This is a genomic window from Streptomyces sp. NPDC026659, assembly GCF_040638245.1.
Classification (GTDB): domain Bacteria; phylum Actinomycetota; class Actinomycetes; order Streptomycetales; family Streptomycetaceae; genus Streptomyces.
In genome coordinates this window covers 1-16,366 of record NZ_JBEZXY010000002.1, presented here as the reverse complement: position 1 = coordinate 16,366, position 16,366 = coordinate 1, and the positions used below count along the sequence as shown (strand labels likewise).

The window sequence follows — 16,366 nt, the reverse complement described above, 5'->3', positions numbered from 1 at the left end:
ATGACCCGGCCTCAGGACGGCTGGCAGGACGAGGTGCTGCGGGAGCTGCGGAGTGACGTACCCCTGCCGAGTCCGGCAGCCGCCGTACCCACGGACGACAGCACCGGGTCCGATGCGCCGGTGCCGGAGAAACAGCGCGTTGCCCCGTACCCGGCCCCTGCGCACGCTTCCCCCGTCCGTCGCACCCCCACAGACCTCGCCCGCCCGCTGCCCACCCCCGAGTCCGTCCCCACCATCGACCCCCGCCTCGCCATGGCCCTCGGCAAGCCGCAACACGGGGACTCAGTCACCCAGCGCACCGGACGCTCGATCCTGCGGCTGGCCGCGTCCGCCTCGCAGGAGGTCGCGGAGGAGACGCGGATCGCGCTGGAGCTGCAGCAACCGGTGACCACGGGCCGTGTGATCGCCGTGACGTCCATCCGGGGCGGAGTCGGCAAGACGACGACTGCCGCGCTGCTCGCCCGTACCCTCCACCACTACCGGCACGACCCGGTGCTTGCGCTGGAGGCGGACGCCGCGCTCGGCACGCTGCCCGTGCGGATGGGCGCGGAGTCGGTGCGCTGGTCCTGCGCCGAACTGGCCCATATCCTCACCCCGTCCATGCAGCTCACCGACATCACCGGCTATCTGGTGCCCGTCTCGGATGGCGGCTGGCTGCTGCCGGCGAGCCAGGGACGGGTCGGCGCGCCCCTGGAGACGCGGGTCTACCTCAAGGTGACGCAGGCACTGCGCCGGTACTTCGCCGTCACCGTCGTGGACTGCGAGACGCTGCCCGCCGAAGTGGCCCGTGCCGCGATGGACACCGCCCATGCCCGCGTCGTCGTCGCGCCGCTCACCGCCGAGGGCGTCGGCGGCACCCGTGTCGTCCTCGACTGGCTGGCCCGGCTTCCGCACGACGCCCTGGCTTCCACCACCGTCGCCCTCACCTCGGGCACTCCCGACATGAACCTCGATCTGAAGACGGCCACGGCGCATCTGCGCGAGACAGGGGTCACCATCGTGCACCTGCCCTACGACCGGCATCTCGCGGCCGGCGGTCCCATCCGTACGGAACTCCTCGCCTTGGCCACACGCCGTGCGGCCACACGGCTGGCGGCGGAGGCGCTCCGGCGGGCGGTGCGGGTCCGTTGACACAGCACCTGATCCACCGCCCGGCCCGGGCCACCCGCCCGCTGCCCGAGACCGAGGCGCGCACCATCGAGCCGCCGCCGAATCTGCCCGAGGGCAAGATGGGCAGCGCGGCCACCGCACTGCTGCCCATGACCGGTGTCATGGGGTCCGTGGTGATGATGACCGTCATCCGGTCCAGCCAGTTCGCGGGACTCGGCGCGGTCGTGCTCGTCATCGCGCTCCTGGGCGCGGTGGCGCTGTTCCTGTCGCAGCGCGGCAAGGCGCAGCGTCAGCGCAGGGTGCAGCGCGAACGGTATCTGGAGTATCTGGAGGAACTGCGGGAGGAACTGGGCGCGGCCGAACGGGCGCGACGGCAGGCGGCACGGGAACTCAGCCCACCGCCCGCGGCGCTGTACGACCTCCTGCGCGACCCGGCCCGGCTGTGGGAACGGCGGCGCACGGACGCGGACTTCCTGCGGGTGCGTGTGGGCGTCGGCGATGTGCCGGTGCAGGAAGTGGTGGTCGGGCAGAACGCGGTGGGCGGGGTACTCACCCCACCGGACCCGTTCATGCTGAACGAGGCGCGCGCTCTTCAGGCCCGGTTCACCACGTCTGCCGGCCATCCGCTGACGGTGCCGCTGGACCGCGCGGGCGATGTGAGCGTGGTGGGCGACCGCGAGGGGGTCCTGCGTGTCGCGCGAGCGCTCCTCGTGCAGGCCGCGGTGACGCACGCGCCGGACGACCTGGCACTCGGGCTAGGCGTTCCCGGCGAGCGCCTGGCGGAGTGGGAGTGGGCCAAGTGGCTGCCGCACGTACTCGACACCGGCACGGACGACGGCCCGGTCGCCGCCCGCAGGATCGCACCGGACGTGACCCAGCTGGCCCACGTCATCGGAACCGACCTGAAGAAGCGTGCCTCCTACGCGGCCGAGGTGCGCCGCGGACTCGCCGGCCGTGCGGCGCTCGGCCTCGGCAGCCGTCTGCTCGTGGTGAGCGACGAGTACGGGCACAACGCGGCCGAACTCCCGCGCCCGGACTCGGCCGTGACCCTCGCCGACATGGGAGTGACGGTCGTGCATCTGCTCGCCGAGCAGGTGCAGGAGCCCGGTGACGTCGCGGTGCGGATCGTCGTCGACGAGGACCGGGTCGTGGTCGAGGATCTGCGGGGCGAGCGGGTCGTACGGGTCTCCGGAACCCTGGACCCGGTGAGCGACGCGGGGGCCGAGGGGCTCGCCCGGATGCTGGCGCCGCTGCGGCTGTCCCCGGAGTCGTCCGCGGAGGGCGCACCGGTGTCGGGGCCGGTGGACTTCCCGTATCTGCTCGGCATCGACGATGCGGCGGCGCTCGACCTGCCGCGGCAGTGGGCACCACGTGGCGAGCGGGACTTCCTGCGTGTGCCGATCGGGCTGGACGATCGGCACCAGCCGGTTCTGCTCGACCTGAAGGAGTCGTCGGAACTCGGCATGGGACCGCACGGACTGTGTGTGGGCTCGACGGGCTCCGGCAAGAGCGAACTGCTGCGCACTCTGGTGCTCGCGCTGGTGACGACGCACCCGCCCGAGGACCTGGCGATGGTGCTGGTCGACTACAAGGGTGGTGCCACCTTCGCACCGTTCGCGCGGCTGCCCCATGTGTCGGGTGTCATCACCAACCTGGAGAACCAGGCCGACCTGGTGGAGCGCGTCCACACTTCGCTGGCCGGTGAGATCAAGCGGCGCCAGCAGGTACTGAAGGACGCCGGGAACATCGCCGACATCGGGCACTACCGATCGCTGCGACAGACCGGCCGCCCGGATCTCGAACCCCTTCCACATCTGTTCGTAGTGATCGACGAGTTCGGTGAACTCCTGACCGCCAAACCGGACTTCATCGACCTGTTCCTCTCCATCGGGCGGATCGGCCGCTCCATCGGCGTGCATCTGCTGTTGTCCAGTCAACGCATCGAGAGCGGCAGGCTGAAGGGACTCGAGACCTATCTGTCCTACCGGCTCGGGCTGCGCACCTTCTCGGCGGACGAGTCGCGGACGGTCCTGGACACCCCGGACGCCTTCACCCTGCCGCCGCTTCCCGGCTTCGGCTACCTGAAGGTCGACACTTCCACCTACACGCGCTTCAAGGCGGGTTTCGTCTCCGGTGCGTACCGCGGGCCGGTCCGGCAGGCCGCGGTGGCCGACGACGAGCCCTCGGCGTGGCCCTACCCGGCCTACAACACGCTGGACACGCCCGCCGGTTCGGAGAGCGACGACCGGACGGCGGTTCCGCGCGAGCGGGAGACGGGGCCCACGGTGCTGTCCACCGTCGTGGACCAACTTGCGGGCGCCGGGAGACCGGTGCGCCGGATCTGGCTGCCCCCGCTGCCCGAGACGGTGACGCTGACCGGAGCGGCCGGACCACTGCGGGTGTCCGGCGACGGAATGCGACTCGCTGAAGCAGACAGCCCCTTGCGAGTGCCACTCGGAATACTGGACGACCCGGCGCGGCAGCGGCAGAGCCGGTGGGTGCACGACCTGAACACCGCCGGCGGCCACACCGCCGTTATCGGTGGCCCGCAGTCCGGCAAGACCACGCTGCTGCGCACCCTAGCCCTGTCCCTGGCCGTCACACACACCCCGCCCGATGTCGCGCTCTACGGGCTCGACCTGGCCGGCGGCGGCCTCGGCGCGCTTGCCGGACTGCCGCACGTCGGAGGCATCGCCGGACGTGCCGACCACGAACGCGCCGCGCGCACGGTCGCCGAGGTGCGCGCCATGCTCGCCGAGCGGGAGATGGTCTTCCGCGAGCGCGGCATCGACTCCGTCGACCAGCTCCGTGCCCTGCGCGCCAAGGGCGAACTGCCCGAACTGGGCTCCACCGAAGTGGTGTTGCTCATCGACGGGTTCGGCGCACTGCGGGACGAGTTCGCCGACCTGGACGAGCCGGTGACCGACCTCCTCAGACGGGGCGGCGGTTACGGCATCCACGTCGTGGCGGGCATGCTCCGCTGGAATGACGTACGCATCGCCACGCAGTCGATGTTCGGCAGCCGGATCGAGCTCAGGCTGAACGACTCCACCGACTCCTCCGTGGACCGCAAGCTCTCCGAGACCCTGCCTGCGGACGCACCGGGCCGTGCCCTCACCGACGGCAAGCTGTTCGCCCAGGTCGCCCTCCCGAGACTCGACGCTCTCGCCTCGGCGGCGGACCTGGGTGCGGCCCTCGAATCCGCCGCGCGTTCCCTGCGGGCCGCGTGGCACGGTGAATCGGCTGCCCCTGTCCGGGTGTTGCCGACACGCCTGCCCGCGCAACGACTGCCCGGCCCGGACAAGGAACCGCGCGCGGTGCCGATCGGGGTCGACCAGGACTCCCTGGCCCCGGTCGTCCTGGACCTGTTCGGGACCGACCAGCACCTCCTGGTTCTCGGGGACAACGAGTGCGGCAGGACGAACCTGCTCCGGCTGGTCTCCCAAGCACTCGTGGACCGATACGGCGAGGACGAGCTGGTGTTCGCGGTCTTCGATCCCCGGCGGGGCCTGCGCCGCGCGGTGCCGGAACCGTACAGGGGCGGCTACGCGCACAACGCGAAGCTCTCCCTCGCGCTGGCCGAGGGCATCAAGGCCGAGCTGGAGAAGCGCCTCCCGGAGACCGTCGATCCCGACGCCATGAACGAAGAACCCGGCTTCTCCGGCCCGCGCATCGTGATCCTCGTCGACGACTACGACGTCCTCACCGCGGCGGGCTCGCAGCCTCTCGCTCCGTTCCTGCCGTACATCTCCGCCGCCCAGGACATCGGACTCCACTTCGTCGTGGCGCGCCGTGTCGCGGGCGCCTCGCGCGCCCTGTACGACCCCGTCCTGACGGCGCTGCGCGAGACCGGTACGACAGCGCTGGTGATGACGGGCGACCGTACGGAGGGCCAGCTCTTCCCCGGTCTGTACGCCTCCGCCCAGCCGCCGGGCCGGGGCACTCTCGTACGGCGGGGCCGCCGACACCAGCTCATCCAGACGGCCCTCGCGGCGGAGAGCGGGCCCGGGGAGGCACCGGCATGACCAAGGACGTCATCGCGCTCACGCCGAAGATGCCCGACACCGGATCCCTGCTGGCCGCGCTGCACGCGGGCGGACCCGAGCTGGCTCTGACCGCCACGGACGGCGGGGCCGTCCTCCAGCTCTGCACGGCGGACGGGCGCCCGCTGGTGTCGGTCGAGGCGCCGTTTCTCGTCCACATCTCCGGCGAGGCCGAGCGGCTGCTCGGTTCGCGGATCGGCGCACCCGAGCCGCCGTACTGGTGGACCGAGACACGGGCTTCCACAGCGGTCCCCGCGGCCGAATCCCTCGCGGGATCCGTCTGCGGCCGCCTGACCATGCTGCTCGGCGGCATCACATGGCCGCCCGAGGCCGGCCATGCCACCCGCGTGACGGTCTCCGACGACGGGACGCTGCCGGCGACGGCTACCGGCGCCGTGGACACCGCCGCCGCCCTGCCCGTCGTGGACGTGCTGACCGATTCCACTGCGGTGGTACTGGCGGACCGCCCCGTCGTCCCCCTCACCGCGTGGATCTCGGACGTCCTGCGCGCCGCCGCCCGCTCGGACCGCGCGTTTCACCTCGTCACCCCGCCGCACGTCAGGCTGACGTTGCCACTGCGCACCGCGCTTGGTGGCACCCCCAACCGGTGGGTGGTCCACGACCCCGCGGGCGGCTACCACGACGGCCTGTCCGGTGTCCGGCTCGCCTGGCGCGACGGCACGTTCACCCCGCTCGGCACAGAGATCGCCGACGCGTTCACCGCGCGGGGCACGCCCGCCGGGCAGCGGCAGCTCACCGTCTCCTTCCGCACGGTGCACGCACCCGACGCAGACCTGGAGCTGGGCGGGGCCCTGGAAACCGCCTGGCACCATCTCACCGGCGCGCCACCCGCAGGCTGGGGCACGGCGGAGCCGGTGAACCTGCCCTGGTCGCGACGTCAGCTGACCGAGGTGTCCCGCGACCGGGCACCCGCGCCGACCCACCTCGTTGTCATCGGCACCCCCGGCCGGCCCGCCATCGCGACGCACCGCGTCACGCGCACCACCGCCGGAGTGGCCGAGGACACCACCCTGACCATCGGCTACACCGCACCCGACGACGTCCCCCTCGACGCCTTGGAGCACTTGGCCGAGAAGATGGTCGGCGAACACGGTCTGACGACCATGCTCACCACCCTGCGCGTGGCCCGCGCCGATCTCACGCAGCCGTCGCTCCTGGAGCCCCCGCCCCTGCCGGTCGCCTTCACCCTCGGCCCGCGCGACGTACGGACCATCGGCCTCACCCACGCCCGTCGGCCACCCCTGGCCCTCCGGCCCCGGCAACTGGGTCCCGCGACTGCTCCGGCTCTCCACTACCCCCTGGGCGACGGAACCGACGCCGCCGCCTGGACGGCACTCCAGGTCCTCTCCGGCCACCTCAAGGCCGGTTCAGTCGGCTGACCGCCTTGCCTTGCCCCCCACGTCAACCCCTACCGTCCCTGACATGCGAATCGGCGAGCTGGCCACGCGGGCCGGTACGACCACCCGGGCTCTGCGGTACTACGAGGCGCGGGGGCTGTTGCCCGCGCGGCGGGACGCGCAGGGGTACCGGGAGTACGACGAGGGGGATCTGCGGGTGTTGCGGCAGATCCGGACGCTGCGGGACTTCGGGTTCGAGCTGGAGGAGACGCGGCCGTTCGTGGAGTGTCTGCGGGCCGGGCATCCCGAGGGCGACTCGTGTCCGGCGTCGCTCGTGGTCTACCGGCGCAAGCTGGACGAGCTGGACGAGTTGATCGGGCAGCTCGCGGCGGTGCGGGAGACGGTCGCGGGGCAGTTGCGGCGGGCCGAGGAGGCGCGTGCGGAGCTGGCCGCCGAGTCGCTGGTTCCGGGGGGTCCGGAGCCTTCGTGCGAACTGGGAGGGCCGCGATGAGCGTGGCGAGCGGACTGGCCGAAGTGACGGACGCGGATTTCGCGGCGGAGGTGGTTGGGTCCGACCTGCCGGTCCTTGTGGAGTTCACGGCCGACTGGTGCGGGCCGTGCCGCCAGATGGTGCCGGTGCTGAAGGACATCGCCTTCAGTGAGGGCGACCGGCTCAAGGTCGTCCAGGTGGACGTGGACCGCAACCCGGCGACGGCCCTCGCGCACGGCGTGCTCTCTGCGCCGACCCTGGTCGTCTACCGCGACGGCGCGCCGGTCAGGTCGATGGTGGGAGCACGCTCCAAGCGACGGCTGCTGGAGGAGCTGGCCGACGCCGACGTGCTGTGAGACCCCTGGAGGGCTCCCGCAGGCCCCCTCCGCGGCCTTGCGGGCATAAGGAAATCCCCCGAGCAATTGCGCTCGGGGGATTTCCTTATGTATATTCATTGATTCGCGACTTCCGTAAAGGTGATCGCGAAGAAGTTCAGTGAGCACAGTATATGCGGGCGGGAGTGGAATTGTCAAACACAGAATTTCCGGACGATGAATTGCGGCACGAGCAGGAATTCATCGACGGACTGTACGAGCGCGTCGACGTGCTGCGCGGCGAGGCCGAGACCTCGGTCGAGGACGCCCTCGCGCAGGGCGACAAGCCCCAGCAGGCTCGGCTGGAGCGGGACATCCTGGTCGCCGAGCGCTCCGGGCTGCTCGCCGCGCTGAACTCCGTCGACGGCTCCCTCTGCTTCGGCCGGATCGACATGTCCGACGGAACCACCCACCACATCGGCCGCATCGGACTGCGCGAGGAGGACGCCGAACGCACCCCGGTCCTCATCGACTGGCGTGCCGACGTCGCCCGTCCCTTCTATCTCGCCACCGGGCACACCCCGATGGGCCTGCGCCGCCGCCGGCACATCACCACCGAGGGCCGCAGCGTCACCTCCCTGCACGACGAGATCCTCGACCTCGGCGACCAGGAGCGCACCGGACACGAGGACCCCACCGGCGACGCCGTGCTCCTCGCCGCGCTGAACTCTGCCCGCACCGGCCGCATGGGCGACATCGTGCGCACCATCCAGGCCGAACAGGACGAGATCATCCGGGCCCCGCACCGGGGCGTGCTCGTGGTCGAGGGCGGCCCCGGCACCGGCAAGACCGCGGTGGCCCTGCACCGCGCCGCCTACCTCCTCTACGAGCACCGCGAGCTGCTGGCCCGCCGCGCCGTCCTCATCGTCGGCCCCAACCCGGCCTTCCTCGGCTACATCGGCGAGGTGCTGCCCTCGCTCGGCGAGACCGGCGTACTGCTGGCCACCGTCGGCGAGCTGTTCCCCGGGGTGAAGGCCACCGCCACGGACACCCCCGAGGCCGCCGCCGTGAAGGGCCGCGCGGAGATGGCCGACGTGATCGCCGCCGTCGTACGCGACCGGCAGGCGCTGCCCGACCCGGTGATCGCCGTCGAGCACGACCGCGAGGTGCTGATGCTCGACCAGGGGCTCGTCGGCGTCGCCCGCGAGCGCACCCGAGCGACCGGGCTGCCGCACAACGTGGCCCGCGAGCACTTCGAGGGGCACATCCTCAACGCGCTGACCGAGCTGTACGCCGAACGCGTGGGCACCGACCCCTACGACGGCACCAGCCTCCTTGACCCCTCCGACATCACCCAGATCCGCGACGAACTCGCCGAGAACCCCGAAGTCTGGTCCGCCATCGACCAGTTGTGGCCCCGCGTCACCCCGCGCCGGCTGATCGCGGACTTCCTCGAGGAGCCCGACGGCCACCTCCCGGCGGCGGACGCCGATGCGATCCGCCGCCCGGAGACCCGCGCCTGGACCGTCGCGGACGTGCCGCTGCTGGACGAGGCCGCCGAACTCCTCGGCGAGGACGACCGGATGATCCGCGCCCGCGCGGAACGCGAGCGGCAGCACCAGATCGCCTTCGCACAGGGCGTGCTGGACGTGTCGTACGCCTCCCGCACCTACGAGTTCGACGACAAGGAGGAGCAGGACGCCGACGCCTCCGAGGTGCTCTCGGCGCACGACATCATCGACGCCGAGCGCTTCGCCGAGCGCCACGAGGAGGCCGACCACCGCAGCGCCGCCGAGCGCGCCGCCGCCGACCGAACCTGGGCGTTCGGGCACATCATCGTGGACGAGGCGCAGGAACTCTCCCCGATGGCCTGGCGGTTGCTGATGCGGCGCAGTCCGACCCGCTCCATGACCCTGGTCGGCGACCCCGCCCAGACCGCCGAGGCGGCGGGCGTCGGCTCCTGGTCGGACATCCTCGCGCCCTACGTCGAGGACCGCTGGGAACACACCCGCCTCGGGGTCAACTACCGCACCCCGTCCGAGATCATGGACCTCGCCGCGGGCGTGGTCCGCGCCACCGACCCGGACTTCGAGCCGCCCACCTCCGTCCGCTCGACCGGCGTACGGCCCTGGGTGCGCGAGGTGACCGACGACCTCCCCGGCGCCGTCGCCGAGGCGGCCGCCGAACTCACCCCGGACGAGGGCCGCTTGGCGATCATCGCCCCGCGCCCCCTCCACCAGTCCCTCGCCGCCCGCCTCGACGGCATCACCGCCGGAGCCGAACCCGACCTGACCCGGCACGTCGTCCTCCTCGACCCCCGCCAGGCCAAGGGCCTCGAATTCGACTCGGTCCTGGTGGTGGAACCCGGCGACTACGGCACGAGCGACCTGTACGTCGCCCTGACCCGCGCCACCCAGCGCCTGGGCGTCCTGCACAGCGAGAAGCTCCCGGCGGGGCTGGCCCCGGCCACCGTGTGACGGCACCGGTCCGGGAGCGCACGGCTCCCGGACCGGGCCCAGGTCAGGCCGGCCGCAGCCACACCGTAGCCAGCGGCGGCAGCGTCAGCCGGATGCTCGCCGGGAAGCCGTGCCAGGGTTGCGGCTCCGGCTTGATCACGTCCGGGTTGGTGACGTCGCTGCCGCCGTAGTGGGCGCTGTCGGTGTTGAGGGTTTCGTGCCAGGCGGGGATGTCGTCGGGGACGCCGAGGCGGTAGTCGTGGCGGACCGCCGGGGAGAAGTGGGACACCGCCAGGAGCGGGGTGCCGTCGGCGTCGCGGCGCAGGAAGGCGAGGACGTTGTCGTCGGCCGCGTCGCCCATGACCCAGGCGAAGCCCGAGGGGTCGGTGTCCCGCTGCCACAGGGCCGGGGCGGCGCGGTACCGGGTGTTGAGGTCGCGCACCAGGTCGCGCACGCCCCGGTGGTCGGCGGCGGCGCCGTACGACGGGTCGAGCAGCCACCAGTCCGGGCCGTGGGCCTCGGACCACTCCGCGCCCTGGGCGAACTCCTGACCCATGAAGAGCAGTTGCTTGCCGGGGTGGGCCCACATGAAGGCCAGGTAGGCGCGCAGGCTCGCCCGCTGCTGCCACCAGTCGCCCGGCATCTTCGACACCAACGACCGCTTGCCGTGGACCACTTCGTCGTGCGAGAGGGGCAGGACGTAGTTCTCGCTGTACGCGTACACCATCGAGAACGTCATCTCGTGGTGGTGGTACTTGCGGTGCACGGGGTCGTGGCTCATGTACTCCAGCGAGTCGTGCATCCAGCCCATGTTCCACTTCAGCCCGAAACCCAGACCGCCGAAGCCGCTCGGACCCCGGTGATGGGTGGGCCGGGTCACGCCGTCCCAGGCGGTGGACTCCTCGGCGATGGTCACCACGCCGGGGCAGCGCCGGTAGACGGTGGCGTTCATCTCCTGGAGGAAGGCCACCGCGTCCAGGTTCTCCCGGCCGCCCCGCTCGTTCGGCGTCCACTGGCCGGGCTCGCGCGAGTAGTCGAGGTAGAGCATCGAGGCGACCGCGTCCACGCGCAGCCCGTCGATGTGGAATTCCTCGCACCAGTACACCGCGTTCGCCACAAGGAAGTTGCGCACCTCGCGGCGCCCGAAGTCGAACTCCAGCGTGCCCCAGTCGGGATGGGCCGCCCGCAGCGGATCGTGGTGCTCGTACAGCGGGCGCCCGTCGAACTCCGCCAGTGCCCAGTCGTCGCGCGGGAAGTGCGCGGGCACCCAGTCCATCAGCACCCCGATGCCCGCCTGATGCAGCCGGTCCACCAGGTACTTGAAGTCGTCCGGGGTACCGAGCCGTGCCGTCGGGGCGTAGAAACCGGTGACCTGATAGCCCCAGGAACCGCCGAAGGGATGCTCCGCGACCGGCATCAACTCCACGTGGGTGAAGCCGAGATCGCTGACGTACGCGGTGAGCTGGTCGGCAAGTTGGCGATACGTCAACCCTGGTCGCCAGGACGGCAGGTGGACCTCGTACACGGAGAACGGCGCCTCGTGCACCGCCTGTTCACCACGTCGATCCATCCACTCCGCGTCACCCCACTCGTGGTGCGAGACCTCCACCACCGAGGAGGTGGCGGGCGGGACCTCGGTGCGCCGGGCCATCGGGTCGGCGCGCAGGGTGTGCGAGCCGTCCGGCCGGGTGATCTCGAACTTGTACAGCTCGCCCTCCCCGACCCCGGGCACGAACAGCTCCCACACCCCGCTGGAGCCCAGCGAGCGCATCGGATACCCGGTCGCGTCCCAGAAGTCGAAGCCGCCCGCGACCCGCACGCCCCGCGCGTTCGGCGCCCACACCGAGAAACGGGTGCCGGTCACGCCCTGGTGGGTCATGACCCGCGCGCCGAGCGCCTTCCACAGCTCCTCGTGGCGGCCCTCTCCGATCAGATGGAGGTCCAGGTCGCCGAGGGTGGGCAGGAAACGGTAGGGGTCCTCGGTCTCGTGCACGGTGCCGTCGTAGGTCACCAGCAGCCGGTGGACCGGCACATCGGTGAGGGGCAGCAGGCCGGAGAAGAATCCGTCGCCGTCGTCGTGCAGCGCGGCCCGCACCTCGCCGATGGCCACGGTGACCGCCTGGGCGTACGGACGGAAGACCCGGAAGGCGACCCCGCCGGGCATGGCGTGCGCGCCGAGGACGGAGTGCGGGTCGTGGTGGGTGCCGAGCAGCAGCCGAGCGCGGTCGTCCGCGCCGAGGGCGGGGGAGACGGGGGGTGAAGGGGGTGGGGAAGCGGGTTCGGTGCGCGGGGCGGGCATCCGCGGGGTGTCCTGCGGCGCGCGGGCCTGGGGGATCGCCGGGCCCCGACCGGTCTGCGGGGCCTCCGGGGTTTCAAAGGCCTCCGGCGCCTCCGGGCCCTTCACGGGCTTCGACTCGGCAGGCTTGACGGGCTTGACGGACTTGGCCGACTTGGCGGCCTTCGCCGCCCCGCCGGTCTGGTTCTTGGCGGACTTGTTCTTCGACGTGGCTCGCTTCTTGGGCGTCACGGACGGTTCTCCCGGGCGGGTCGGGTGAGGGGGAGGCAGGGCGGGGTCAAGCCGGATCCGGTGCGGCCAGGCGGCGGACGGCCGAGAGCGGGACCGGCAGCCACTCGGGGCGGTGCCGGGCCTCGTAGACGACCTCGTAGACCGCCTTGTCGGTCTCGTAGGCGCGCAGCAGCACCGGATCGGCGCGCGGGTCGCGGCCCGCGACCTCGGCGTAGCCGGAGCAGTAGGCGGACCGGCAGGTGTGCGCCCAGTCGGTCGCGGGCGGGCGGGCCGAGTGGGCGGCGTAGTCGAAGGAACGCAGCATCCCGGCGACATCGCGCACCACCGGCTGCGGCAGTCGCCGCTCGGCCAGCGGCCGGGACGGCTCGCCCTCGAAGTCGATCAGCGACCAGGACCCGGACGGCGAGCGCAGGCACTGACCGAGATGCAGATCGCCGTGCACCCGCTGCGCGGTCCAGGTACGGCCCTCGGCGGCCAGATCGGCCAGCGCCGCGTAGGCCGAGCGCAGCCCCGGCTCGTACGGCCGCAGCGCGGGCACCGCACGTACGGCCGCCGTCAGCCGCTCGGCCATGCCGTCCACCAGTTGCCGCAACTGGGCCTGGCCGAGCGTGACCGTGGGCAACGCGCGCGCGAGCGCGGTGTGCACCTCGGCGGTGGCCCGGCCCAGCGCCCGCGCCTCGGCGGCGAAGTCCTCGCCCTTGGCCAGCTCGCGCAGCGCCAGCTCCCAGCCGTCGGCCGCGCCGCTGACGTACGGCTGGAGGACGGCCAGGACGTACGGCTCGGCGTCCAGTTCGGTGTGCAGCCAGGCCACGGGCGCGGGCACCCGGGCGCAGCCCTCGCGGGCCAGGGCGAGGGGTAACTCCAGGTCGGGGTTGACGCCCGGGGTGACCCGGCGCAGCAGCTTCAGGATGAACGTATCTCCGTACACCACCGAGGAGTTGGACTGCTCGGAGGTCAGCAGCCGGGCCACCAGACCGTCCCGGATCTCCTGTCCCTCCGCCCGCTCGAAGGCGAGGGCGCCGACGCGGGCCCGGGTGCGCAGGGCCTCCAGGAGCACTTCGGCGGGCCGGGGGTCGTGCAGTGCCTCGTACACCGTGCGTCCGGCGAGCGGGCCCGAGGACACATGGCCGATCAGCGCGGGCGCGAGCCTGGGCGGCAGCGCCTCGCGCACACCTATCAGGAGCTGGTAGCAGTCGTCGGGCTGCGGCGGGGCGCCGGGCGCGGCGGACTGATGGACGCGCAGCAACAGGTGGTACAGCCCCAACCGGCCCTCGATGGGCAGTAGTTCGGTCGCGGCGACGAGGGTGAACCCGGTGACCGGGCGCCCCTTCCCGGCGAACCAGCGCTGCCGCGGCAGCCATTCGCGCAGCAAGGGGTCGAGCGAGGCGAGGAGCGGAGCGGTGGTGCCGGTTGGGGTGGTGCCGGAGGGGGTGACCGTTTCCGCCATGGGCGTCGTGTCCTTTCCCCGGTCGTGTTCGGGGTGTTACTCAACGTGCCCCGGGTGGGGCGACGGAAACCGCCCGCCGCCCCCCTGTGGCCGGACTACGCGGCGTCCTCGCGGAGCCGGAACCAGTAGAAGCCGTGCCCCGCCAGCGTGAGCAGATACGGCAGTTCGCCCACGGCCGGGAAGCGCACCCCGCCGAACAGCTCGACCGGATGCCGCCCGATGAACCGGCGCAGATCCAGCTCCGTCGGCTGCGCGAACCGCGAGAAGTTGTGCACGCAGACCACGATGTCGTCCTCGTACTCCCGCAGGAAGGCGAGGACCGCCGGGTTGGAGGACGGCAGTTCGGTGTAGGTGCCGAGTCCGAAGGCGGGGTTCTGCTTGCGGATCTCGATCATCCGGCGGGTCCAGTGCAGCAGGCTCGACGGCGAGGACATGGACGCCTCGACGTTGGCGACCTGGTAGCCGTACACCGGGTCCATGATCGTGGGGAGGTAGAGCCGGCCCGGATCGCTGGAGGAGAAGCCCGCGTTGCGGTCGGGGGTCCACTGCATCGGCGTGCGCACCGCGTCGCGGTCGCCGAGCCAGATGTTGTCGCCCATGCCGATCTCGTCGCCGTAGTAGAGGATCGGCGAGCCGGGCAGGGACAGCAACAGGGCGGTGAACAGCTCGATTTGATTCCGGTCGTTGTCGAGGAGAGGGGCGAGGCGGCGGCGGATGCCGATGTTGGCGCGCATACGCGGGTCCTTCGCGTATTCGGCCCACATGTAGTCGCGTTCCTCGTCGGTGACCATCTCCAGGGTCAGTTCGTCGTGGTTGCGCAGGAAGATGCCCCACTGGCAACTCGACGGGATCGAGGGTGTCTTGGCGAGGATCTCGGAGACCGGGTAGCGGGACTCACGGCGTACGGCCATGAAGATGCGCGGCATGACCGGGAAGTGGAACGCCATGTGGCATTCGTCGCCGCCCGCCTGGTAGTCGCCGAAGTAGTCGACGACGTCCTCCGGCCACTGGTTCGCCTCCGCCAGCAGGACCTTGTCGGGGTACTGCGCGTCGATCTCCTTGCGCACGCGCTTCAGGAAGTCGTGCGTGGCGGGCAGGTTCTCGCAGTTGGTGCCCTCCCGCTGGTACAGATAGGGCACCGCGTCCAGCCGGAACCCGTCGATGCCGAGGTCCAGCCAGAACTTCAGGGCGGAGATCATCTCCTCCTGGACGGCCGGGTTCTCGTAGTTCAGGTCCGGCTGGTGCGAGAAGAAGCGGTGCCAGTAGTACTGCTTGCGTACCGGGTCGTACGTCCAGTTCGACGCCTCGGTGTCGACGAAGATGATCCGGGCGTCCTGGTACTGCTTGTCGTCGTCCGCCCAGACGTAGTAGTCGCCGTAGGGGCCTTCGGGGTTCTCGCGGGACTCCTGGAACCACGGATGCTGGTCACTAGTGTGGTTCATGACGAAGTCGATGACGACGCGCATGCCCCGCTGGTGGGCGGCGTCCACGAAGTCCACGAAGTCCGCGAGGTCGCCGAACTCGGGGAGTACGGCGGTGTAGTCCGAGACGTCGTAACCGCCGTCACGCAGCGGGGACTTGAAGAACGGCGGCAGCCACAGGCAGTCGACGCCCAGCCATTGCAGGTAGTCGAGTTTGGCGGTGAGACCCTTCAGGTCCCCGATGCCGTCGCCATTGCTGTCCTGGAAGGAACGCACCAGGACCTCGTAGAAGACGGCGCGCTTGAACCACTCAGGGTCGCGGTCCCGGGCTGGAGTGTCCTCGAACGTGTCCGGGACGGGTTCGTTGACGATCATATGGTGGGTGACCCTCCGATCTGCGGGTTGGACGGTCGCAGAACCGAGAACACATGCGCGGGTCGACGACCCGGTTCGAGTCGCACATAGTTGGCCCTGCCCCAGTGATAGGACTCGCCGGTGAGCAGGTCGCGCACCGGCACCGACTCGTGCCAGTCGAGGCCGAGTTGCGGCATGTCCAACGAGATGGTGGCCTCCTGGGTGTGGTGCGGGTCGAGGTTGACGACGACCAGAACCGTGTTCGAACCGCTGCGTTTCGAATAGGCGATCACCGATTCCTTGTCCGTCTCGTGGAAGTGGAGGCCGCGCAACCGGTGCAGCGCCGGGTTCTGCCTGCGGATCTCGTTGAGGCGCGTGACGAGGGGGGCGATGGTCCGCCCCTCCAGGGCGGCGGCCTCCCAGTCACGTGGCCTGAGCTGGTACTTCTCCGAATCGAGGTACTCCTCGCCGCCCTCCCTCAACGGAGCGTTCTCACAGAGCTCGTAGCCGCTGTAGATGCCCCACGAGGGCGACAGTGTGGCCGCGAGCACGGCCCGGACCTCGAAGGCGGGACGCCCTCCGTGCTGGAGGTAGGCATGCAGGATGTCCGGGGTGTTGGGGAAGAAGTTGGGCCGCATGTACGCGGCCGTCTCCCCCGAGAGTTCGGTGAGGTACTCCGTCAACTCCCGTTTGTCGTTCCGCCAGGTGAAGTAGGTGTACGACTGCTGGAAGCCGACCTGCGCGAGGGTGCGCATCATCGCGGGGCGGGTGAACGCCTCGGCCAGGAAGAGGACGTCGGGGTCGGCGCGGTTGATCTCGCCGATGACGCGTTCCCAGAAGACGACC

At 71.2% G+C, this 16,366-nt stretch carries 9 protein-coding genes and 1 pseudogene; 6 read left to right on the top strand and 4 right to left on the bottom strand.

Annotated features, from left to right (window positions below):
• From AB0E91_RS04620 to AB0E91_RS04595, 6 genes are all read left to right on the top strand, one after another.
• The gene (locus tag AB0E91_RS04620) at positions 1–1,131 is read left to right on the top strand and encodes a type VII secretion protein (protein ID WP_361775203.1); all 1,131 of its coding nucleotides are present in this window, start codon (positions 1–3) and stop codon (positions 1,129–1,131) included.
• Positions 1,128–5,135, top strand: a complete 4,008-nt coding sequence (gene eccCb / locus AB0E91_RS04615) for a type VII secretion protein EccCb (protein WP_361775200.1) — start codon at positions 1,128–1,130, stop codon at positions 5,133–5,135. The genes AB0E91_RS04620 and eccCb overlap by 4 nt, the downstream gene beginning before the upstream one ends.
• Positions 5,132–6,553, top strand: a complete 1,422-nt coding sequence (locus tag AB0E91_RS04610; RefSeq protein ID WP_361775197.1) for a DUF6177 family protein — start codon at positions 5,132–5,134, stop codon at positions 6,551–6,553. The genes eccCb and AB0E91_RS04610 overlap by 4 nt, the downstream gene beginning before the upstream one ends.
• 43 nt (positions 6,554–6,596) lie before the next feature.
• Entirely contained in the window at positions 6,597–7,022 is a 426-nt protein-coding gene (locus tag AB0E91_RS04605) for a MerR family transcriptional regulator (RefSeq protein WP_361775194.1), read from the top strand.
• Positions 7,019–7,357, top strand: coding sequence for a thioredoxin domain-containing protein (locus AB0E91_RS04600; protein ID WP_361775191.1), 339 nt, complete (start codon positions 7,019–7,021; stop codon positions 7,355–7,357). The genes AB0E91_RS04605 and AB0E91_RS04600 overlap by 4 nt, the downstream gene beginning before the upstream one ends.
• Positions 7,358–7,509: 152 nt before the next feature.
• Positions 7,510–9,792, top strand: coding sequence for a UvrD-helicase domain-containing protein (locus AB0E91_RS04595; RefSeq protein ID WP_361775188.1), 2,283 nt, complete (start codon positions 7,510–7,512; stop codon positions 9,790–9,792).
• Between the two features lie 43 nt (positions 9,793–9,835).
• On the opposite strand, the gene glgB is transcribed toward AB0E91_RS04595, so the two are convergent.
• The 4 genes and pseudogenes from glgB to AB0E91_RS04575 form a co-directional block, all read right to left on the bottom strand.
• Positions 9,836–12,070: a 1,4-alpha-glucan branching enzyme gene (gene glgB / locus AB0E91_RS04590; RefSeq protein ID WP_361777246.1), complete on the bottom strand. Its 2,235-nt coding sequence runs from the start codon at positions 12,068–12,070 to the stop codon at positions 9,836–9,838.
• Between the two features lie 274 nt (positions 12,071–12,344).
• Entirely contained in the window at positions 12,345–13,745 is a 1,401-nt protein-coding gene (locus AB0E91_RS04585; RefSeq protein ID WP_361775185.1) for a phosphotransferase, read from the bottom strand.
• Between the two features lie 95 nt (positions 13,746–13,840).
• Complete coding sequence (gene treS / locus AB0E91_RS04580) at positions 13,841–15,541, bottom strand: maltose alpha-D-glucosyltransferase (protein WP_361775182.1); 1,701 nt, start codon at positions 15,539–15,541, stop codon at positions 13,841–13,843.
• Positions 15,538–16,366, bottom strand: a pseudogene (locus AB0E91_RS04575) (alpha-1,4-glucan--maltose-1-phosphate maltosyltransferase); the annotation flags it as partial. The gene treS and the pseudogene AB0E91_RS04575, both read right to left, overlap by 4 nt.